This window comes from Paenibacillus sp. MY03, assembly GCF_002165585.1.
GTDB classification, from domain to species: Bacteria; Bacillota; Bacilli; order Paenibacillales; family Paenibacillaceae; genus Pristimantibacillus; species Pristimantibacillus agaridevorans.
This window is the reverse complement of sequence record NZ_MXQD01000038.1, coordinates 20135-42483: the sequence shown is the minus strand read 5'-3', so window position 1 is coordinate 42483 and position 22349 is coordinate 20135. Positions and strand designations below refer to the sequence as shown.

The 22349-nt window shown below is 44.5% G+C and carries 16 protein-coding genes; 1 reads left to right on the top strand and 15 read right to left on the bottom strand.

The window, feature by feature from the left end:
• Positions 1-139: 139 nt before the first annotated feature.
• Together B1748_RS25255 and B1748_RS25250 are read right to left on the bottom strand one after the other, a co-directional pair.
• On the bottom strand, positions 140-2416 hold the full coding sequence (locus B1748_RS25255; RefSeq protein ID WP_087570714.1) for a helix-turn-helix domain-containing protein: 2277 nt from the start codon (positions 2414-2416) through the stop codon (positions 140-142).
• Between the two features lie 103 nt (positions 2417-2519).
• On the bottom strand, positions 2520-3386 hold the full coding sequence (locus B1748_RS25250; protein ID WP_087570713.1) for an AraC family transcriptional regulator: 867 nt from the start codon (positions 3384-3386) through the stop codon (positions 2520-2522).
• A gap of 161 nt (positions 3387-3547) precedes the next feature.
• Here B1748_RS25250 and B1748_RS25245 point away from each other — a divergent pair, with 161 nt between their 5' ends.
• Entirely contained in the window at positions 3548-5227 is a 1680-nt protein-coding gene (locus B1748_RS25245) for a DUF4091 domain-containing protein (RefSeq protein ID WP_087570712.1), read from the top strand.
• Between the two features lie 440 nt (positions 5228-5667).
• On the opposite strand, the gene B1748_RS25240 is transcribed toward B1748_RS25245, so the two are convergent.
• The 13 genes from B1748_RS25240 to B1748_RS25180 all read right to left on the bottom strand — a co-directional run bounded on the left by B1748_RS25240 (position 5668) and on the right by B1748_RS25180 (position 22309).
• Entirely contained in the window at positions 5668-6546 is an 879-nt protein-coding gene (locus tag B1748_RS25240) for a carbohydrate ABC transporter permease (protein ID WP_087570711.1), read from the bottom strand.
• A gap of 12 nt (positions 6547-6558) precedes the next feature.
• Positions 6559-7512, bottom strand: coding sequence for an ABC transporter permease (locus B1748_RS25235; RefSeq protein ID WP_087570710.1), 954 nt, complete (start codon positions 7510-7512; stop codon positions 6559-6561).
• A gap of 90 nt (positions 7513-7602) precedes the next feature.
• Positions 7603-9243 (bottom strand): extracellular solute-binding protein, encoded by a 1641-nt coding sequence (locus B1748_RS25230; RefSeq protein WP_256975928.1) that lies wholly within the window; start codon positions 9241-9243, stop codon positions 7603-7605.
• A gap of 188 nt (positions 9244-9431) precedes the next feature.
• Positions 9432-11780, bottom strand: a complete 2349-nt coding sequence (locus B1748_RS25225) for a helix-turn-helix domain-containing protein (protein WP_087570709.1) — start codon at positions 11778-11780, stop codon at positions 9432-9434.
• Between the two features lie 96 nt (positions 11781-11876).
• Entirely contained in the window at positions 11877-12803 is a 927-nt protein-coding gene (locus tag B1748_RS25220; RefSeq protein ID WP_179215822.1) for an acetylxylan esterase, read from the bottom strand.
• A gap of 97 nt (positions 12804-12900) precedes the next feature.
• The gene (locus B1748_RS25215) at positions 12901-15000 is read right to left on the bottom strand and encodes a tail fiber domain-containing protein (RefSeq protein WP_087570708.1); all 2100 of its coding nucleotides are present in this window, start codon (positions 14998-15000) and stop codon (positions 12901-12903) included.
• Positions 15001-15005: 5 nt separating this feature from the next.
• Positions 15006-16286, bottom strand: coding sequence for a right-handed parallel beta-helix repeat-containing protein (locus tag B1748_RS25210; RefSeq protein ID WP_087570707.1), 1281 nt, complete (start codon positions 16284-16286; stop codon positions 15006-15008).
• A 23-nt stretch (positions 16287-16309) separates the two neighbouring features.
• Positions 16310-17497: a glycoside hydrolase family 88 protein gene (locus B1748_RS25205; RefSeq protein WP_087570706.1), complete on the bottom strand. Its 1188-nt coding sequence runs from the start codon at positions 17495-17497 to the stop codon at positions 16310-16312.
• Between the two features lie 41 nt (positions 17498-17538).
• On the bottom strand, positions 17539-18360 hold the full coding sequence (locus tag B1748_RS25200; RefSeq protein ID WP_087570705.1) for an amidohydrolase family protein: 822 nt from the start codon (positions 18358-18360) through the stop codon (positions 17539-17541).
• Positions 18341-19078: an amidohydrolase family protein gene (locus B1748_RS25195; RefSeq protein WP_179215821.1), complete on the bottom strand. Its 738-nt coding sequence runs from the start codon at positions 19076-19078 to the stop codon at positions 18341-18343. The genes B1748_RS25200 and B1748_RS25195 overlap by 20 nt, the downstream gene beginning before the upstream one ends.
• A 68-nt stretch (positions 19079-19146) precedes the next feature.
• Positions 19147-20007: a carbohydrate ABC transporter permease gene (locus tag B1748_RS25190; RefSeq protein WP_179215820.1), complete on the bottom strand. Its 861-nt coding sequence runs from the start codon at positions 20005-20007 to the stop codon at positions 19147-19149.
• A gap of 1 nt (position 20008) precedes the next feature.
• Positions 20009-20911, bottom strand: coding sequence for a carbohydrate ABC transporter permease (locus B1748_RS25185; protein ID WP_087570702.1), 903 nt, complete (start codon positions 20909-20911; stop codon positions 20009-20011).
• Between the two features lie 57 nt (positions 20912-20968).
• On the bottom strand, positions 20969-22309 hold the full coding sequence (locus B1748_RS25180; protein WP_179215819.1) for an ABC transporter substrate-binding protein: 1341 nt from the start codon (positions 22307-22309) through the stop codon (positions 20969-20971).
• Positions 22310-22349: the final 40 nt, after the last annotated feature.

Sequence of the window (22349 nt, the reverse complement as noted above, 5' to 3'; positions counted from 1 at the left end):
TGGGAACGAAAAGATAAGCTGCTGAACAAAAAGATAATCGGGCAGAAACAACAAAAAGAGGGCGGTCAAAGTCAGTATCTACTGACTATTAGACAGCCCCCTATCTTTCCTATATTCAACATAATTCTTTTCGATTCGATTAATCGCTCTCTCCACGAAGCAAGTTGCGACAAGCGCCCGGTGTCATGCCCGTAGACTGCTTAAAGATTCTGGAGAAATTCGGAACAGACGTGTAACGCAAGCGCTCAGAGATTTCTTTGATCGACATCTCCGAATGCTGCAGCCATTCCTTCGCTTTCTCCATCCTGATGCGGATAAGATACTCGCGGAAATCTTCCTCTGTTTCTTCCTTAAACCACTTGCTGAGTGTAGGTCGGGAAACTTGCAAATCATCCGCGATTTGCTGCAAGGATAAATCGCTTTCAAGTTGTTCCTGGATAATCGCCAGCGCGGATTGAACTGTTTTTCTGCGCTTTGGAACCTGAAGTTGTTCCACATGCAGCCTGATTGGTTCAATTATTCGTTCATCCATCCAAACCATTAGCTGCTCGGATCGATCCAATCCATAAATTTGCATTATCGCATCAGAATCGACGATCTCTGCGAGCTCTACTCCATTATCCTGAAATGCCGTCTCGATCTCGCCAATCAAATGAACAAGCAATCCCGCCATCGATTCCAAACTATGGAGCGACTGCATCGCTTCCCGAACCAACTCTCCAACGCCAGCGCTTGCTTGATCGTAAGCGCCTTGTACCATGCTGGATACAATCATTCGTTCAATTTTGGTCAGTTCGCGAAGGGAATGATTCATCGTTGTTCGAATCTGCTCCGGCAGCAACAAGGCATCCGGCCCCATCGTCAGTCGATAGATCATAAAAGAATGAGCCTCTCGATAGGAAACATGAATGTTTTCATATCCATGTCTCGGTTCTGCTAAAGCAACGGATACGGAGTAGGAGAAAAACTTTTTGACCTGCTCGCCAATATTTTTGGCAAACTGTCTAGTAAGCTTGTCTGCTTCTTCTCCCGGCTCATCTAGTCCCACCAAAAAAGCAATCTGGCCAGGTTTGGTTGAAATACCAAGCACGGGGCGATAGGCTTCGCCGATCTCTTCTACCATCTTCCGGAGAGCATACATAATCAGCCATAAATCATTCTCTTTATACTGCTGCTTTAATTCCAGCATTTGATCAATTTCTACGATACCAACACAGAACCAGTCTCCTTGCAGTGATTCCACATGGGTTCGCCAGTTGTGCTTCGCATCACTATCGCTAGAAAGCACTCCTCGCATCAAACTGAGCAATGCGTGCTCCTTCAGAATAGGCGTCTGCTCATTGATCTGCAACATCAGCCGCTCATTTACATGTTTCATATCCTGCATAGTCCGGTCAAGAGTCGTAATGATGTCATGCTTGTGATGTCTCTCGTCTTGCCCGGTAAATTTGGCGACCAGTCTCTGCAACGGATTAAACAATGTTCTGGTACCCCATACAGCAACGGCACCCCATACTAAACAGATGCCCAGTATAAGCGCCAACGACACTTTTTCAATTTGATTCGATTTGGCCGACAACTCTTGCGCGGAAGTTACCGCCACATATGTCCAACCGTTAGCTATTGATTGGATAGATGTCAGTAAATATGTTTTCCCTTTCTCCTCAATGCGGTCAGGCAATTGTTTCATTCCGGCAAAAAGAGGCATGATGGCTTCCTTCAAATCAACTCCGTCATCCGTCCTCTCCCAGCCCCCGCCGCTGGCGATAAGACCACCCTGATCGTCGAAAACGAGCAGTCCGCGACTGGCGGCAGGCAACGTCTGCTCAACCATTTCAACGAGACGAGCCATATTTAGATGAAGCACCAGAATTCCATTCGGAGACGGGGAATTGATTGGAATAGGGCGCACAATTAACAGATCGCTTTGGTTTTGATAGGTAAAGGGCGGAATTTTGTAAAAGGTGTTGCTGCCCGTCCATCGCAGTTTGAGAATTTCACTATTCGGATATTCAATTTGCCTCATTATGCCGGTAAGATGAGAATAAACTGCATTATGCCTGTTCAGGATAACGGTTATGTTGATCGGGATATCCGTATTGGTAACCATATTTTGAATTTCGTTAATAAATTGCACGGAAGTATTTATCGAATCAGCCGAAACTCCCTCTTCAGCACCTTTGAGAATGAGCGCATTGGTAGCAAGTGAAACCGACATATGATCAAGACGGGTTATGTATGAATCAAGCTGAGTTTGAAAATGCTTTAAAATGCTCTGCTGATGCAAATCAACTTCTTCCTGCATGAAGCTAGCAAAAAGTTTGAGCGATACACCACCCAAAATAAGCACAGGAAAAATACCTATCAAGAGCGAAAAAACAAGCAGTTTCTGTTTGTATGATAAATTTTTAGGCATCTATATACTGCTTCCCCCTATGAAACTAACGCTCTTTCGATTCGCTTCATTTCTAATATACTATAAGTTGCCTGTTGGAGTGAACAAGCGATACATCTGATAATCAGTCCAAATAAATCGTATCAAATGGATAATTCACTCTTTGCACGCGATATGCGCGGGGGGAGAAGCCGAGATAAGCTTTGAAGATTTTACTGAAGTAGCTGGGACTTTCGAAGCCACATTGTTTGCCAATATCCTGTGCGCTCATTTCTGTTGTACGTAGCATGGTGACAGCAGCTTCAATTCGGCGCCGACGCAAATATTCCAGCGGCGAAGAAAGTTTGTTCCGTTGGAACAAGCGGCATAAATAGGCGCCTGATACCCCGCAATATGCCGCAATATCCTCCAAAGTGACCGGAGTGGTAAGGTTTTCTTTGATATAATGTTTGGCTTTTTCTACTATAGAAGAATTCTCTGCCTGTGTATTCAAGCCTGCATCGGGAGTAAATAAGGAGAGCATGAAGCGGTATAACATAACGGACAGCTCTGCACAATCAGAAAGTTTTTCTTCGGATACAGCTTTATACATGTCCCAGAAACTGGACAATGACAAGCTGCGTTCGCGCAAGGCAATAACTTCACCTCCATGTTCGATAATGCGGTCCCACATGCGAAACGCATCTTCACCTTTGGCATTCAGCCATATAAACTCCCACGGTTCCCCTGTATCCACCGGATAGTAATAGCGGTGATCACTCGGAATTTTTACGATAAAAGCTTTTCCAGGCGTGAGTCTGTATGTCTGGCCATCCAATTCAAGCCTGCCTTCCCCACTCAAGGTATATTGAAAAATAACATGACCATTGTCGGTGCGGGTATGCCCATTATTGCCGTAATAGGGTGAATCAGTAGATTGCCAACCAATAGAATCGAGCAGCAAGTAAGGGAGAGCTTCTGTATATCTGAATGCAAACGCGCCTTGTTCCATGGTTAAACCCTGCCTTTCTGCAATCTTTCTCTATTTGAGTATACCGCAAATTTTTTCTGAAATTAAGGTCATTATTGTTATAGTTTATTCAATATTCTTAGATTGCGAACAATAAGGTCTATTGATATGATGAAACCATCATAGCTAGAGGAGGTCATATCGTGACCAATATTTCACCAGTATTCGAGACACGCTGTCTAAGTTCTCTGAGTAAAGTGTTTGCAGACTCGGATCTACTTGATACAGAGATCAATAGCGGAACAGCTTTGTGGAATGAAGTATACTCCTTTCAAGTAGCTTATCGCAGTGGCACCTTGTCAAGGTTTCTTGAAGTATCTGTCAAATCCGAAATGAAGCCTTACATCACTTTGCGGTCGGTAGGCTTGGCACCGTCGGATATGCCGACTTTCGCGCAAACAGATGATGATTATACACGCACAACTCCCGGTCTGTATCCGGATATTTTGTATCCTGTCGAGCAAGGTGTGCATGCACTTCCGCATCAATGGCGTTCGATTTGGGTAACGGTTGCGTTGCCGTCTATCGCAGCGGTGGATGCAGCGCAAGACAAGAAATCTTTTGCTATCACACTTGCCTTTGCAAGCAGCGAGGGTACTCACTTGGGAGAAGAACAGTTTACACTGGAAGTTCTTCCGGCTGAGCTGCCGCCACAGCAACTGATTCATACAGAATGGTTCCATACGGATTGCATAGCAACACAATATAAGGTAGAGATGCTCGGCGAGGAGCATTGGGAGCTTATCGAGAAATATGCGAGCAATGCTGCCAGACATGGTGTGAACTTGTTACTTACCCCGCTATTTACACCGCCGCTTGATACGGCAATTGGAGGAGAACGTCCGACAATTCAATTGATTGGCGTGAAGCAAGTCGCAGAACATACGTATGAGTTCAATTTTGAGAAGCTTGAGCGCTGGATTGCGATGTGTGAGAGAGTCGGCATTCTCTATTACGAGTTCTCACATTTGTTCACCCAGTGGGGGGCGAAGCATGCTCCTAAAATTATCGCGGAAGTGGATGGAGAGGAACAGCGCATTTTCGGATGGGATACGGATGCTGGCGGAGAAGCCTATTGCGCGTTCCTTGATCAATTTTTACAGGAACTTGTTGCGTTTATTGAAAAGCGCGGTATCGAGAAGCAAGTGTACTTTCATATTTCGGATGAGCCGCATAAAGAACATTTGGAGCCTTACCGCCAAGCCAGCGAAATGCTGAAGAAGCACTTGGGTAATTTTGCTTTCCTTGATGCTTTGTCCGACTATGATTTTTACCAACATGGATTGGTAGATGTGCCTATTCCGGCGACTAATCATATCGAGCCGTTTATTGAGAATCAAGTGGAGCCGCTATGGACGTACTATTGCTGCGGACAATATATCGACGTAGCCAATCGTTTCTTCGGCATGCCATCTTATCGTAACCGAATTATCGGTGCACAAATGTACAAATTTAATGTAAAAGGTTTCCTGCATTGGGGCTTTAACTTCTGGTACAGCCAGCATTCCCTTAAAGCGATTGATCCGTTCCGCGTGACGGATGCCGATTGCGGTTTCCCTTCCGGTGATGCCTTTGTTGTGTATCCGGGCGCTGACGGTCCGCTGGACTCCTTGCGTTGGGAAGTGTTCTATGAAGGATTGCAGGATATGCGCGCGCTTCAATTGCTGGAGAAGCTTGTGGGCAGAGAGCAAACAATGACGTTGTTAGAGCAGGGTTTGCAGGAAAAGCTTGCTTTCGATCAATATCCAAAAAGTTTGGACTGGCTGCTTCAGACTCGTCAGTGTATTAATGCCGCAATAGCAGATGCCGTGGTCTTAGCATAATAAGGACTTTGGGAAATTGTAGACTAACCGCATGAAAATTTTCTTATTTTACATTGCCGGAATCAAGTAAGAGGGGGCGTCTAGCCCCCGTCTCCGGGTAGTAGGACCACCCAACTGGTGGCCCGAACCCCCACAGAACCCGGCTTGCGGCTTTCCCGCACCGGGCTCTTCAGAAATGGATTCACAGCATAGCGTAGGTCTTCAATCGATTATAAGGGATGAAGAGTTTCGGTCGCTTAAGGGGAAATAATGTGCGAATGTGGCGGTATTCTATGATTCCCATTCCTTGCGCATGCGATTGATTTCCGATTGCAGTTCCTTGGCTCTTAACTGATCCGCCTTCGAAGATTATTGCTCGCGACTGGCTGACGCGGTGGGGCGGTACGGGTGTCACCACTCCCAGGAAGAACCGGACGGTCAATATACTGACTGATGCTTAGCTACTCCTTAAGCGCACCGATTAATACACCCTTATTAAAATATTTTTGTAAAAACGGATAGATAAAAAGAATCGGCAAAGTAGACACGATAATGGTCGCGTATTTAATCGTCATCCCAATGGAAGCCTTATCACCGGCGATCTTGGTCATCATCGCCCTGGTATCATTGGTGATTAAAATTTCGCGAAGCAACAGCTGGAGGGGAAACAATTCCCTCGTTCGTAAATAAACAAGAGCGCTAAACCAGGAGTTCCAGTGTCCTACTCCATAAAACAATAACATGACCGCAATAACAGGAAGAGATAAGGGAAGGATTACCTTATACAAGATAACGAAATCATTCGCGCCATCTATTCGTGCTGCTTCCTCAAGACTGACAGGGATCGACTGAAAGGATGTTCGCATAATAATTAGATTGTAAGCACTCATCGCCGCGGGTAATATCAATGCCCAACGCGTATCCATCAAGCCAATATTCCCGATAAGAAGATAGGAAGGGATAAGTCCTCCCTGAAAAAACATTGTAAATACAATCAAGAACATAATCGGGTTTCTCCACAACACGCCTTTTCTCGATAGGGCATACGCTCCCAAGGCAGTCATCACTATGTTCAATAAAGTACCCAGGATCACATAAAACATTGTATTCATGTATCCAATACGAATCATTGGATTATCAAATACATGTACATAAGAAGATAATGAAAATCCTTGGGGGAATAACAGAAGTCCCCTGTGTCGCATCATCAGGTCGGGATCACTTAAAGAAGCAAACAATACATATAATAATGGATATAAGGATACGATGGACAAAACGATCATGAACATCATGTTGCCGATATCAAATATACGTTCGCCAGCAGATCTTTTCATCAGCATGTAAGCCTCACCTCACCATAATCGATTTCCCGTATACTTCTTGCTTGTTTGATTGGCTATGACGAGCAGAACAAAATTGATAACTGAGTTAAACAGACCGACAGCTGCGCTGTAACCGAAATCCGCTCCCAAAACACCTTTACGGTATACATAAGTGCCGATTACATCTGCCGTCTCATACGTAGAAGGTTTGTACATTAATAAGATTTTCTCATCGCTAACAGCCATCAGCATGCCAACTTCCAAAATTAACAAGATTGTAATGATAGGCATTATTCCGGGTAATGTAATATGGAGCAACTGCCGCCATCTTCCGGCGCCATCCATTTTTCCTGCCTCATATAATGTTGGATCGATACTGGCTATCGCCGCTATAAATATAATGGAGTTCCATCCAACATTTTGCCAAATACCCGAGCTAATAAACAACGTCCGGAACCATCCCGGCTCAAGGAAAAAAGAAATCGGTTCAATTCCAAATACGAAAGACAAAATTTGATTGATCAAACCATCCCTTGATAGAAAATCAACCATCATGCCTACAACGACTACGAGCGAAATAAAGTGAGGTACATAAGTAATGGATTGAACGGTACGTTTGAAAACCTGATTCTGAATCAAGTTAAGTAATAAAGCTAAAATAATACCCGCTGGAAATGCCAGAAGCAGATTGTATAGACTCAGCAAAACCGTATTACGAGTGACCCGCCAAAAATAATAGCTGTCAAAAAATTCAATAAAATACTTAAATCCGACCCAGTCGCTATTGGTTATTCCCTGAAGTGGCGAAAAATCTTTAAAGGCAATTTGCACACCATACATCGGTACATAATAAAATAGGAGGTAATAAGAAACGACGGGTAGTAACATCAGATATATATATTTATTGATTCTGAAATCTCTGAAAATCCGTTGCATCAGATTGCCGTTAGTCATGTTCGTATTTCGTTTATTTATTACTGCCATTCTCACACCCCCTGGATCTCAATGATGCCGCTAAAAAAATAGTCGTGTTCAGGGATAGGCCTGAACACGAATAATAACAAAGAGATTACATTAACGTTTGTTATACCGATCCAATGCAGCCTGTTGCAGTTCGACAGCCTCTTCAATCCCCATCCTGGTAATCGTCTCGATAAAGTCATCAAACTGATCGATCGGTTCAGCGCCCATAATAAATTTATCAATCATTTCTGTATAATAGGTGCTTACATCGTTCATAATGGAAGCGAATTTCGAACCGTCATCTGCAGTTAATGTAACCGGCGGCATTAACTTCTCGTTTGAAGGCTGCGTCCACGTACTAATGGCTGCCTTCTGCTCCGGTGAACCTGCATATTGTTCATAATAACGGCGATCTTTAACAAACGGACCGGAGAAACTGGCCAGAACATACTTCGCCATAGCCTGTCCGATCGGTAAACCATCAGGGCTCTTCATGATGACATCTGTATAAGTCGGATAGTTGTCTACTAACGTGTAGCTTTCTCCTTCAATCCCAAAGTTGAACAGCATATGTCCTGCTTCGCTATACTTGTAATCCAACCACTTTACTATTTGTTCAGGGTTTTTGGCACTGGTCGTAATCGCCGCTCCGATTCCTGAGAAGAATGCATCCCTTTGACCAATTTCAGCCTTTTCTCCTGCGTTTAACGAAGGGTATGTCGCCCCTGCCAAACTAAAGCTCCCATTAGGTGGATTCGTATCAAATTTACCAGCCTGGTTGCCGCCGATCATTAACGATCCGACCTGGTCGTTGATTACCCTTGAGTTCGTCACGTTATAGTCAGCCGCCGCATACTCCCTATCAATCAAGCCCTCTTTGTACCATCTGCTCATCGTTTCCAGATATTCTTTAAACTGGGGTTGAATCGGTCCATATTTGACCTTTCCATTTTCTTGATAAAATCCAGTTGTAATTCCCCATGCGCCTACAAATGCACCAGAAAAAGAAATAAACCAATTATCTAGAAAAAAGGGAATCTCGTCTTTCTTATTATTGCCGTTAGGATCCTGATCACGAAATGCAGTAAGCACTTCTTCCCATTCGTTGATTGTAGTCGGCATCTGCAAATGAAGTTTATCTAACCAATCTTGTCGAATCCCTGGACCGATGTAAGTCAACAAGTATTTGTCGCCGTTGATGTAAGGGAATACATATATATTCCCATCATCCGACGTAACCATTTTTCTGAATTCAGGATTATCTTGTAACACTTTAGACAGATTCGGTGCATGTTCTTCAATTAATTCATTTAGACGAATGATTCGCTTTTCCTTGATTGCATTATCCGGCCCTTTGGGGACACTAACCCAGTCGGCCTCGATGACATCTGGAAGCTTGCCGGAAGCTAATAGCAGATTTAACTGATCCGCTACTTGATCCGCAGATACATGCTGAAACTTGACCTTAGTTCCCGTCGCTTTTTCCAATTCCTTGTATGCCGCAATGTCATTATACGTTGTCATCGTTGCCGCAACGTTCGTATTCAAGCCTGCCCAATAGGTGAGGGACTCCGGGTATCCGCTCTCGCCGTTTACTGTCGCTTGACTGGCTTCAGGCGAATTCCCCTTGTTCTCCCCAGTGCTTGCATTGCCATTTCCATTCGTGCCGCTACAGCCCGCCACTACACTACTGCATAGAGCGAAAATCAGACAACTGGCGACAATCCGTTTTTCAGCCATTTTTCTAATCATTTTCAACTTCCATAAACCTCCCTTTTTATCGTTAGCAGTCTCTCGACTGTCCCTAATAATAAAGAAATGACGACTATCTTTCTATGGACAATACATAATATTAACTATCATTAGATAAGATATGGAATAACAATTTTGCAACAACAAAGCCGAGCTCATTCTATCTGAATAAACTCGGCGCTCCAGCTTCAATTTTCATCTATCAATTCTCTGTATTTTCCAGGAGTAATCCCTTCGATTTTTTTAAACGTTCGAATTAATCCAATATCGTAAGAATATCCAAGCTTCTGCGCGATCATGGAGATGGTAAGCGATCGATCGGCGAGCATTTCCTTTGACCGTTCGATTCTCAAACGAGAGATATAGTCCGATATGGTCTGTCCACTATGTTTTCTAAAAAAATTGGATAAATATTGTGGTGTAATACGTACATGATCGGCGATAACGATGACAGTTAATGAACTTTCTTTATAATTTGCATCAATAAACTGTTTAATTCTGTTGTATAGCCTGTCACTATGATCTACTTTCTCTTCATTAAAATAACTGCAAACCAGGTGAAACAATTCTTTCATCCGTTCAAGCATTTCCGTAGTCGAATTACAACTCATAATCAATTTAATGGGAGCTTCTCCCTCCGCAAATAGAACCTTGCCGCTTAAATGCAATGTGTTTTGTAACTTAAGGATCGTGCCAAGCAAATCAAATATAAAACATTTCCCCATCTCCGGAGAAACGCTCCTTGTGAGAAAGTTGAGCTCAAATAGATCTTCCAGCTGTTTTTTTACAGCGTTAAAGTCACCACTTTTGGCCAAATTCAACAGTTGGGTTTCCAACTCATGCGGATAATGGTAATGACCTCGATCCAGATCCTTGATCTCCTCAAATGCAATATTCGTGCCCTCTCCCCGGATCATCTTATAATCCATAGCAATTCGTGCTTCTCTATAGCAATGGCCTATCATGTCCATTCCCAGGTGAAAATTGCTTATCGCCGTTGTCATTTTGATATTAAATCTTCTCTCGACGATCCCTCTCAACTCCGCTATGAAGTTCTCTGTCTCGGAACACTGCCGCTCCTGTTGTGTGTCAGAATTAATGAGCACTGCCAATTGGTTGCTGTCTAATTCTACGATGTACCCTCTGTCCCCCAAAATTTCCGAGCCAATATTCGTGATGATAAACGGAATTAAAGTAGAGTCACCCACTCGACTTCCATCTAAATGATCGTCGGAATCCCCAATGTCTATCAGAATAATACGGAAAGCTTCCGAAGTGAAACAAATACCCAAGCTTTCGAGTTTCCTCCTTGCTTCCTCTTCTACATCCATCTGGCCCTTAATTAAGCGAATGAGATAGTTGGCTTTAATAACGGGTGCCTGCAAGTGCAAGGCGGTTCGCATTTTCTCTTCTTCTTCAAATGAGTTTTTAATTGTATTCTTAATAAAATCAAGTTCATTTACAATTCTATTTGGCTCCTTGTGTTTGCCTGACATAATGGACGTTACCACCTCCCTGAGTGGACGATAATATCTTTGCGTCAGGGAAAAACATGCAGCCACTCCAACAATCAAATAAACGAGCAGGATCGCAAAAGCTATCACTTTCATTTCATTCACTTTAGACATCAGTTTATCTTTCGGAGTAACCGCTATATATTTCCATCCATTTTCGCTCGATGAAGTGTAAGTCAGAAGCATTACCCCGTCATTCTCATCTTCAAACGTTTGGAATCCTGAGGAAATACGCGATAGAACCTGATCGATAGGTTTAGTTGACTCATTTGTTGTCATAATCAGTTGATTATTCTCATCCACTATATAAATGATCGAATCGCTTGCCGACTCGATCTGTTTCATTAATTCATTAAAGTGCTGCTCGTCAATCAGCAGGACGAGAGACCCTTTTATGTCCTCAACTTCACCCATCGGCAGCGATTGAATGAGTGGAATATAGCGATTTTCGGCACCGGTTTGGTTAGAGATCGTGACGGAAGGAAGAAATGTCCGATTATGGTATCCTGTTAACATCGTTTCTTTAATCTCAGCAAATTCCATTCCCTGATAAACTTGACTCAGCTTGAAGTAGTCCTCTGCAACCGTTTTCGCTTTTGGCGTCAACACCATATTGGTATTGGCCAAGTAGATGAAGAAATTTCCTAACGTGCCATTAACCTGGCGATAGCGGTTTAACTCATTGATGTATTCAATAAATTTATACAAATCTTTTGCAGATTTCGCGCTGTCCCCATTGCGCAACAGCCAGTCAAGCTTAGGATTATAGGAGAGTTGAACAATATCCTGATTGAGTTCCCGAATTTTAAGATCAACGACTTGTTTAACTTGCTCCAACATCGCCGCATTGGAACGATTTACATTTTCCACCATACCGCTGCTCATACGCGTATAAAGAAATGAACCAAAGACCACAGGAGAAATCAATACTGTAAGGAAAGATAAAAATAGCGCCCAAAAAATGCTTGTTCTCCATCTTCTGATAGCTGACTTATTGTGCCACCAATGCCGCATGATCCCCATCCTTCCTCATTCCTCCTGTGCTCAAAGAGACAGTGTTTGGCAGCACATGCGTGCTGCCCAAGCTATTGCTTTATGACATCAGCTTCAATCCATAGATCAGGCGTAGATCCGAAACCATGCTGATGCCAAGTGCATAAATTCTCGCGTGTATCGATGACCGGTGTTCTGCAGCATCGTATAAGATCGGGTGCCCGGCAGACGTTCAAATAAGGACTCTATCGTATCTGCTGGCGTACTTAGATCTTCTCCTCCGCCAGTCAGAAGAACCGGCATCGTCAATCGTCTCACATGGGAAAGCGTATCGATAAACCCCAAGCTTCGCCAACCGGCAGCAGGGTTTTGGAGTTTAGTGAAACCAGGGGCAGTTAGCGCATAGGCGCCTCGACCTGCGGCAAGTGGGAAATTGGTCAAGAAAGGTACATCCGCTGCTACACAGCGCACACCTCGATCACGGAATATAGATCCGAGCAAGAGCGCCCCTCCGCCCCCTTGACTCGTACCAAAAAAAGAAAGGCGCCCCTTTACCGTACCTTCCAGCTCCTCCGCCCAATTTATTGCCTGAATACAATTCAATAGCCAGCTTCTGTATCCCTCCTTTGCCCCGCTGCTTACAGTGTCGGGAAGCACCGGCCACTCTCCGTCCACCTGCAAAGCTTCGTTAGGCCCATCGGGAGTAGTATAGCCGAGTGGAGAAATATGCAGGACATGATAACCTTGCTGAACTAAATCCGGGTGCGTGCTCATTTCGGCGCCATAGCCCGGTACATGGATCAGCAGAGGGGCGGGTTGAGACCACGCGGGTTGCCAATACCCATAGAACGGCGTCCCCTGCTTCGGCGTGAACTTGACATAGCGAAACTCATTACTGGCGTAATGAACCCCCAGATGATGTGAAAAGCTGTTGCGACCCAGAACTTCGACTGTGCAGGAATTTACTTCAGCCTCGTCCATAAGAGAATCAATCCAATCATCTACTTCTTCTATTGTTGGATAATGCTCAAACCCATTCTTTTGCTGGGACAATTTATATTCCTCCTTGCAGACTGGTTGTGAGGGCAGTTGACCCCAATCCCGACTCCCCGAAGGGGTTGTTGAGATTGGGGCAACAGGCCCTAAGTAATTATTGACGATTAAGCTTAAGGGCATCCACTTCTGCCTTTAACTCCTGAATCGCTTTGATAAGCGGTCCAATCAATTCGGTATAACCAATAGAGAGAACGTCCTCCCCTCCATTGACGGTATGATCTTGATAGCCGCCCCAATCGACGCCCATCCCATCCAGAACCTCTTTGACCTCTTGGGCGATAAGTCCCTCATGGAACCTCTTCCGCTGCTTGCTTCCATCCTTTGAAAGCTCCGTGAACGATCCATCCTCGTTAAGCTTGACATAATCCTGACGATAATCCCAATTGAATTGTCTGGGTCGAAGCTTCATAATAAACGGCAGACCGAGCTGCGTATCCCTGATATTGGCCTTGTCTCTTGCATCCGAACGATCTTGTACCGCACCGTATGCATATGAAGTTATGCTGCTATCACCCAATTGAAGCTGATTGCTTCCCGTGACTTGGGAGCCGACGCCTAGACAAGTTATATTTCCGTATGACACCGGGGTTGCAGAATAACCGGCGGCAAATCCGAGGAAGGTGCCATAACTGCCCATTTGATTCGTTCCGGACTGCGCCCCTATCGATGTTGTATAACCCGCATTGGATGTCGCGCGAAATCCGACAGACACCCCCTGATCGGATGAAGAAAAAGCCCCTTGTCCGATTACGCTTGCCCGCAAACCGTGCTTATCTATGTGTGCTGCATCCCCCACTGCCGTTGCACTCTGAGCCTCGACCCGCACACTTGTGCCGATTCCCACCGAGTTGCTGACCGGAGTCTCAGCCGTCCCAACACGCGAACGCCACCCAAGCGCAACTGTTTCACTGCCATGAGCCAAAGATTCAGCGCCTACAGAAGTTGTATATTCATACTTATAAGTCACATTCACATTGCTATTTAAGCAACCAGACAAAGCGCCAACGAACGTATTGGCTTTCCCGCCTCGACAGTTTAACCCTGCCTGACTTCCGAAGGCGGTATTGTAGGAGTCTGTCCAACTATTGTACATGGCCTGAAACCCGACTGTCGTATTTTGATGGCCAGTTGTATTTTGGAATGCAGCGTGAAAACCGACGGCGGTATTATAGGAGCCCTCCGTATTCATTACACAGGCTTTATAGCCGATCCCCGTGTTCGATATTCCATTTCCGTTGTATCTCAGTGCGCTGTACCCATAAGCGCTGTTGCGATGCGCTTGATTGAATTGCAACGAGAAAGCCCCGACAGCAGTATTTTGGAACCCGTGCTGAGAGAACTGCTGCGCCCTGCCGCCGATTGCAACATTAAAGGCTGCGTCATTGTACCAGCATGAAGCAGTCAAACGATCGCCTACCGCAACGCTTCCTGATAAATAAGGACCAAACTTAATCATGTTAGGCACTCTCATCGGGCTATCTCCCGTGGAAACATTGATCTGGCGATCTCCCTCTGAAACATTGAGAAAAGCAGGTTCCGTTTCTTTGGCAACTTTGATAAATGATATGCTCGTTATCGTACCAGCCCAACTTGTATCCGTCGAAAGCTTAAACAACATAGAGCCGTCATCAATAGGGAAGCAACCTACGTTTACGACTTGACTCCCTACTTCCAAGTAGTATTCCGGAATCGAATCCAATATGGAGGAGCCGCCCAAGCTAGGCGCAATACTCCCGGCTTCGGTCGTTGTAATTTCTATCAACAGAATATAGGTCGCATAGGAATCAATTGTCGCATACTGCTCTGCAGCACCGACAGTCCCAGCGGTATGTGTGATGCTATTGGACCCGTAACTGAAATTATGGAGTGTCCAGCCTGTTGTGCCACCGGTAAAACCGGGATTGGTCAACCTCTCATCTGTGCCAATTTCCGCACCATTGCTGTGGCTGACAGTAACATCAATAGAAGGTATTACTCCGTACTGATACGCAATTCTTCCACTTTGCCGCATGACCCCTCCAGCGCCCACTGCATTCAATGTGGTCGCTAAAGCAGTCGTATCATTGCTGGTACCATCTGCAGCGCCGCCAAAATCCTTAATACTTAGATTTTCTGCATTTTTGTCTTGCTGAGTTCGAGGGATCGCGCCTGTAAACGGTTGCAATACAACAACATCATTATCCGGAATAGTCATTTGCTTCAACTCCCTATTTTTTTTAGATGCAGGGTTGCTTCATGCGGTATGCTTTGATGTTCTACTGGAAGCGGGGTTTGAGGATTTTCAAACACCACGCCGCTTAAGAAGGATGTTTCGGAAGCCCGAACGAGCTCCAACCCGGAGAGCGGATTTTCATGCAGATGCAATACATTCCCCGGCTCTTTAATATAAACAGCAGTACGCGGATGCTCCGGTTTAGTTGAGTTCATAAATTGATTGCGAACAATATGCATATCGACTGATGCGGCTTCGAGCATGATCTCCGCACTTTCGTGACCGTTATCCCGAAACACATTTTCACAGATCAGGGTTCGATCCCCCGAACGACCCGCTGCGTCATAACGGGTAACCAATCCAAAACCGCCATTATTCGAAATCGTATTATGACGAATGATTGCATCCGTGTCTGCATGCCCGATAGAGATTCCATTCCGTTTATTGTTTTCGAACAAACACTCTTCGCATAATGAATACGAGACTCTAAGACAATAAAAAAGTCCGTCATGCTCATTGTCAATACTGACAATACGCCTCATAATGAACCCGACTGAGCCGCTGCCAGGGTGAAGTCCGCTTCCTTTATTGCTCTGTATGAGACTATTTTCAACACTTGTATGGACACAAGCTTGAAAGCTGATTCCATCTCCATTATAGTTTCTGACTGTCAAATTCCGCATGTCAATGTTACGGCCACGAAGAAAATAAACGCCTCCTCCGCGACAACCGTTAATAAATTCATTCTCCTCAGCATTTCCATCTACAATAAAATTGTCCAAGACAACATCTTCCACATCACATCCGCTAACGATCGGATAGATGGAAACCGCCGAGCCATCAGAAACTTCAGCTATATCATGATTCAGTTGCCGAGATATTCCCAGTTCATTTCCCCGCTTCCAACACACCGTCGCAACTGTTGTATAGAAGGCTGTGGCAAACTTGTCAGAGATATGAATGCCCATACCGATTGAGAACTTCTCCGGCTCCTTCACCTTAATGGAATACATACCGTATCCATTTACTTCTATGACTGGTGTTGAAACACTGGCAGGCTTCCATAGTATGGTTTCGTCCCCGCTCCCCTGAATATGTACATGGGATCGAAGATGTAACGAATCGTGCATGATGTAGGTACCTGGCAGTAATCTTACCACTCCCCCGCCAAGACTAGCTACCCGATCTACTGCCATTTGAATACTAGTATTTGTTGTTCCGACAATATCGGCATTTTGATGCCCCACTGTTACCTCAACAATCTCCATCACTATGCGCCTCCTCGTTGTTCCTACCAGTAACAATTCCAATCCTTTTTCAGTCGCACAAGAGATTCCAAATAATAGTAATCGCCGAACACATTCCCTTCGTCTATCCCCGAATCATGGGGTACGCTGCCTACGCCATGAAGAAGCAGGCATCGATCTTGAGAAGAAGGACTGCTGGCATAATTCTCCGTCAGACTTTTAACAATATGTTCTGCCGCATTTCTATAATACGTCTTGTCTTCTTCATTTGTAACCCACTTTGCCAGTTCCAGCAAGCCGCAAACCGCAACCGCAGAAGCTGAGCTATCTTTAAGCTGACCACTTCCTTCCGTAAACTCGAAATCCCAATAGGCAACCATGTCCTCCGGAGATCTATTTAAAAAATAATGAGCCAGTCTCTCGGCAACCTTAAGAATATGTTCATCCTTCGTGTAAGAATAATTAATAGCGAGTCCATAAATTCCCCATGCCTGCCCGCGTGACCAGCAAGAAGAATGGGAATATCCCTGTGCCGTCTCTCCGAATTTGGGTTTCCCCTTCTCATCGAAAACATAGACATGAAAGGTCGATGCATCTTCTCGAATAATATGGTTAATGGCCTTCGTCATATGGCGCTGTACGGCATCCCTGTATTCTAAATGTCCCGTTTGCTCGTAAGCCCATTCCATTAAAGGCATATTCATTAGAGAATCAATGATCATATTGAATCGATATTCATCTTCATCAAACTTTCCGCCCGACCAGCATCGGATAATACCTGCTTGTTGTTCATATCTGGCATCGTACAAATGTTGGGCTGCTCGAAGCGCAACCTCTCTTGCCCCAGGATCTCCGGTTATCTTATTTGCCGCTACGCATGATGGGCTGTACAGAAAACCAATATCGTGATGATCTAGGTCGACACGCTGATCGAGACGGTCACTAAAGCTTATCACTTGCTTCTCGGCAGCTTGTTTATATTTAGGATTCATCGTGAGCTCATAAGAAAGCCATAAAATTCCTGTCCAAAAGCCGGTTGTCCAACCTATGTTCGCAGAGTGCAAATAGCGATTTTCACTTGTTACTGGACTAACAAATCCATCCCCATACATGTCCATGATCTGATCTACTTTAATAAGCGCCTTTGTGATCGCTTCATCTATCTTTAATTCTTCTCGGCTGACCCTTGAGTAAAAACGGGTTTCCCTTTTGTCTTCATCTCTAATTAGCATTCCGTTCTCTCCCAAAAGATATATATTGCACCTCTTATTTTTTACGGTATAGCAATGAATTTACTAAGCAATCTCTTCGCATTCAAACCCAACACTTTTAATTTAATTTCATCGGAAACTCGCGAATACAATATGTTTCCAATTTCCCATGCCACATTATTATAAATACTATCGCTTGAAAATAAGAGCTTGTCAGAACTGGTCTGCTGGACAAAAAAATCGAGAGACTTTCCGGAGTATATAAAAGCGCCTGTTAGATCCAGGTACACATTATCGTATTTATTGGACAAATCAATTGCAGTTGTAATCCCATGCCCCATGCCGCCGGAATGCCCGACCAGTATGGTTGCATCCTTGTATGTCCTCGCGATGTCATGCAGTAATTCAGGATTAGCAAACGGACTTTGATTCCAGGTATGAACGAGTACGATCAGCTCTTTCTCATTGGCGTACTCCCACAAGGGCGTATACCCGCTTCCGTTGATTGGGTATTTATTTACATCAGGATGGATTTTCATGCCTACAAACCGATCGGATAGACGAAAGCATTGTTCTGCAATCGTTAAACTTTCGCCAATCATCGAAGGGATATAAGTAATATAGCCCAAAATTTTGCGATAGGTCTGCATCAATTCAGCCAAATATAGATTGGCCTCCAGCTCACCGATATTAAGCCCCTTCAACATAGACACAATGATATAATCTACCCCTACTCTTTTAAGTATGGGATTCAATAATCCAGCCTGAATCTTCTCGTCATGTTCCGGAACAAACGGATCCGGATGTACGCCCAGATGACCATGAACATCTATGACCAAAACATCGTTCAAGGGAATTCCATGTTTACCGGCATCCTTTATCACTCCCTTCCCCCCCTCCTTCTATTAACCTTTGCAAATTGCCATAAGCGATCTTCTCTTTATCACGTTCGGATATATCTGCGTAAGACAACATGGTAATCGCGGACCCCGGTTTGTTGAATGGCATATTGCTTCCCCAGAGTATCCGGTCAGACCCATAGCGATCTATCGCTTGTTCATAAGCCTTCCAATTGTCGCATAGTGAAAGCTCTGTGTAGAAATTAGAGTGATTTTCCAAATAGCTATACATCATCATGTTTCGACGATGCCGAAATGCCGTAACAATAACTTGAACGGACGGAAAATCACTCAATAACCTGTCAAATTCCGGCATTTCTCTGTCATCTGATGAAGTGATCTCCTCATAATCGATAATCATATGTGTGCCCAACTTCTCTGCCATACCGAATATTTCATGCGTAAGCTTGCTGCCGAGCGTATATCCTTGCTCCTTGGGGAAGATACGAATAAATTGGATCTTTTCCTTAACTAGCAGATCCTCAAGGAAAGACCATCCATGGACGTATTTATAATGCGGCGATACGACCATGCAAGGAATCATACTTTGATTGCTCCGACAATAATCCAATAGCCGTTCGTTTCCGTACATCGGGTTGGAGCTTCTGGCCGTTCCATGATACGCAATGACTCTGTCAATATCATAATAATGCAGCTCATCTTGAACCTGATTTTCCAGTAATGGCTCCACATCCTGCTTCACCCAATTACCGATCATACAGTTGACATCAATCTTTCGCATTGTTCACCGCCGCTCGATTTCGTATTCTTTTACCCTTTGATTCCGGTTGATACGACGGCACCTGATATGAGTTTTTTCTGGGCCACCATAAAGATCGTTATAACCGGCAAAATAGTTAGTGAGCAAATCGCCATAACATGGGCAGTATTGGCATATGGTGCAACACCAACCCCGGCTGGAGATATGCTAAGCAGTCCTAAAGCAAGCGTAAATTTATCTTCACTGTTCAAGTAAATAAGCGGCCCCATAAAATCATCCCAAGCTCCCTTGAATGCCAATACCATGACTACTGTGAGCGCAGGGGCACATAACGGCATGCATATGCGCCAAAATATCGTCCACGTGCTAGAACCATCCACCCTTGCCGCTTCGTCAAAATCCCTAGGCAAAGATGCAAAAAACTGTCTAAGCAAAAAGATATTAAACGCTCCTCCGCCAAAAAATGCGGGAACGGTGAGCGGATACAACGTATTAATCCAGCCTAAATTACTGAAAAGCACATAGAGCGGAATAATGGTTACCGCTGCGGGAAGCATCATGGTTGCGAGTACCATCCCGAAAATCATATTGCGTCCGGGAAAGTTTAATCGCGCAAAACCAAATGCACAAATCGCAGATGTTAATGCAGCGCCAATAACCGTAAACAGCACAACAATCATCGTATTTTTGAAATATAACAAGAACGGCTTTATACTCCAAATTTCAGAATAGGCCTGAAAGCTAACCTGTGTCGGAAAAATAAGTGGTGGATGCGTATATAGATCCGCGAGTCCCATGAAACTTCTTGAGACCATCCAAACGAGCGGAAACATAAAAACAAGCGCTCCGAGTGACATACATGCATATTGGAGTACAAAAGATAACGTTATCCTGGATCTGATGGATTTCAAATTATCTCGCGCCTCCTTCATAATGCACCCACGAACGGCTTGATCGGAAAATGATTGCGGTGCATATGCTAATCAGAAGAAATAGTATCCAGGAAATAGCTGACGCATAACCCATGTTCAATCTTCCGAATGCTTCGCTGTATATCATGACCATAAGGAAGTTGCTTGCATTTAATGGACCCCCGCCTGTTGTAACCGCCACTTGTCCGAACACTTGAAGGGCTGATATTACACCCATGACAAGGTTGAAAAAAATAACGGGCGTGACCATCGGAATCGTAATATGCCAGAATCTTCGAATGGGCGATGCCCCGTCTACAATGGCCGCTTCATACAGATGTGCAGGGACCCCTTCAAGTCCGGCTATCCAAATGATCATAGCTCCGCCAGCCTGCCATAATGACATGACGATCAGGGAAGTCATAACGGTGTCGGGGTTAGAGAACCAAGGATATGGGGAAAGACCAAGCCACCCCAAAAGCTGATTGGCAAGACCTGCGTCCGGACTGTAAATTTGCTTCCAAAGTACGCCCAAGGCCACAACCGGCACAACAACCGGCAAATAAAAGATGGCGCGAAACCATTGGATTCCCAGCACTGTTCTCTTAAGCAGCAACGCCAGAAAAAAACCTGCTATCAATCCAAAAGGAACGGACAAAAACGTATAAATAAAGGTGATTTTCAGTGAATGCCAAAACAGACTATTCTGCATCAACTGGCTATAGTTTTCAATACCGATCCATTCCGGGGATTTTATTACACTGTAGCGGGTGAAACTATAATAAAAAGATTGGATGATCGGCCACAACATAAAAATTAATATGCCTAAAACAACGGGAGAAACAAATAAATAACCTTCTACCGTCTCTATTCGCTTCCTTGAATACGAATTTGATTTGATCATCAGGCAGCCCCCATTTGTTTTGTAAGGGCGGAAACGTGATTTCCGCCCGGGAAACTACTATTCGGCAGCGTTTGCTTTCTCATCTACTTCTTTTAATGCATCTTCTAACGTGGCAGCACCTAACATGTATTTCGTAAATGCATTGCCGACCTCTAAATTAATCGTATTCGCCTTATTTGTAGAGAGTACGAGCTCATGTTCACGCAAGACATCATTTTCAGGAAAGGCTACGAACGCATCTGTATTTTTACCTGGAACCGGATTGTCTCTCCATGTCGTATCACTTTCCATTGATTTCAATACAGGTACTGCGTTTCCAGTTTTCCCGAATTCGATTTGTCCTTCTTGTTTAACGAACATAGCTACAATGCCTGCCGCTTCTTTTTTATGCTTGGATTTGGCACTTACACCATATCCGCTCGTACCTGTACCTACAGCAGCTTTTACGGGAAACTGAGGGAAAGTCGTTACATCCCATTCAAATCCCTTCGCCTCGGCAGCAGCATGGATTCCTGCGGCAAATGGCTTTGCCCCCGCCATGAATGCGGTTTTCCCAGCATAAAATGGATCTTCAGAATATTGCCCCATCGGATCCTGCGCATTGCCGTTTTTCACTAGATCCCAGCAATCTCTTAATCCAGCAACAACTTTAGGATCCGAAAAGTTAACGGTTTTCTCTTCTTTATTTAAATACTGCCCGCCTCGTCCTTGAGCACATGCCATCCACGTTCCTATTGCAGTTGGGTTCAAAGAAACGGCCCATTGGGTTGTTTTTCCAGAAGCATCCTTCTTCGTGAGCTTATCGGAGTATTCCATAAAAGTATCCCATGTCCAGCCGTTCTCAGGCAGTGTCAGTCCTTCTTGTGCCAGCAAGGTGGTATTTGCATAAAACACAATATGATTATAATCACGGGGGAGCATATAGGTCTGACCATCGATAATGCCATAACCAAGCATAGCCGGATAAATATCATTGACATCAACATTGTTTTCTTCCAAATAACCATCCAGCGGCTCTAAAACTCCCGCTTCAGCGAATTCCTTCACGTATCCATCCGCCAGCCACGTCACATCCGGCAGGTCTCCAGAAGCCGCTTGAGCCAACACTTTGGTTTTAGGATCGCCCACATATGGTTCTATCTTTATCGTTACATGCGGATGATCTTTTACATACAATTCGGCAACGGCTCTAGCTGTTTCTTGTTCAAATGGATCATCAAACGTTCCTATCCGAATGGTAATCGATTTTGCAGCTTCCTCCTGGTTTCCGGGACTCGGGGAAAGCGAGCTTGAGCTCTCCCCATTGTTGTTGTTACCGCTGCAACCTGCAAGAACAGCAGTCATAGTAAACACAAGCAACATCCATGGTATTAATTTTCGGCTTGTTTTTTTATTCATTGCTTGACGCCTCCTTGTTTGATAAGCCATATTGTCGAAC

Coding starts and splice junctions, on each gene's coding strand:
- B1748_RS25255 (WP_087570714.1), bottom strand. CDS start 2,416: ATGCCTAAAAATTTATCATACAAACAGAAACTGCTTGTTTTTTCGCTC.
- B1748_RS25235 (WP_087570710.1), bottom strand. CDS start 7,512: ATGGCAGTAATAAATAAACGAAATACGAACATGACTAACGGCAATCTG.
- B1748_RS25180 (WP_179215819.1), bottom strand. CDS start 22,309: ATGAATAAAAAAACAAGCCGAAAATTAATACCATGGATGTTGCTTGTG.
- B1748_RS25185 (WP_087570702.1), bottom strand. CDS start 20,911: ATGATCAAATCAAATTCGTATTCAAGGAAGCGAATAGAGACGGTAGAA.
- B1748_RS25230 (WP_256975928.1), bottom strand. CDS start 9,243: ATGATTAGAAAAATGGCTGAAAAACGGATTGTCGCCAGTTGTCTGATT.
- B1748_RS25240 (WP_087570711.1), bottom strand. CDS start 6,546: ATGCTGATGAAAAGATCTGCTGGCGAACGTATATTTGATATCGGCAAC.
- B1748_RS25205 (WP_087570706.1), bottom strand. CDS start 17,497: ATGCTAATTAGAGATGAAGACAAAAGGGAAACCCGTTTTTACTCAAGG.
- B1748_RS25250 (WP_087570713.1), bottom strand. CDS start 3,386: ATGGAACAAGGCGCGTTTGCATTCAGATATACAGAAGCTCTCCCTTAC.
- B1748_RS25215 (WP_087570708.1), bottom strand. CDS start 15,000: ATGACTATTCCGGATAATGATGTTGTTGTATTGCAACCGTTTACAGGC.
- B1748_RS25225 (WP_087570709.1), bottom strand. CDS start 11,780: ATGGGGATCATGCGGCATTGGTGGCACAATAAGTCAGCTATCAGAAGA.
- B1748_RS25210 (WP_087570707.1), bottom strand. CDS start 16,286: ATGGAGATTGTTGAGGTAACAGTGGGGCATCAAAATGCCGATATTGTC.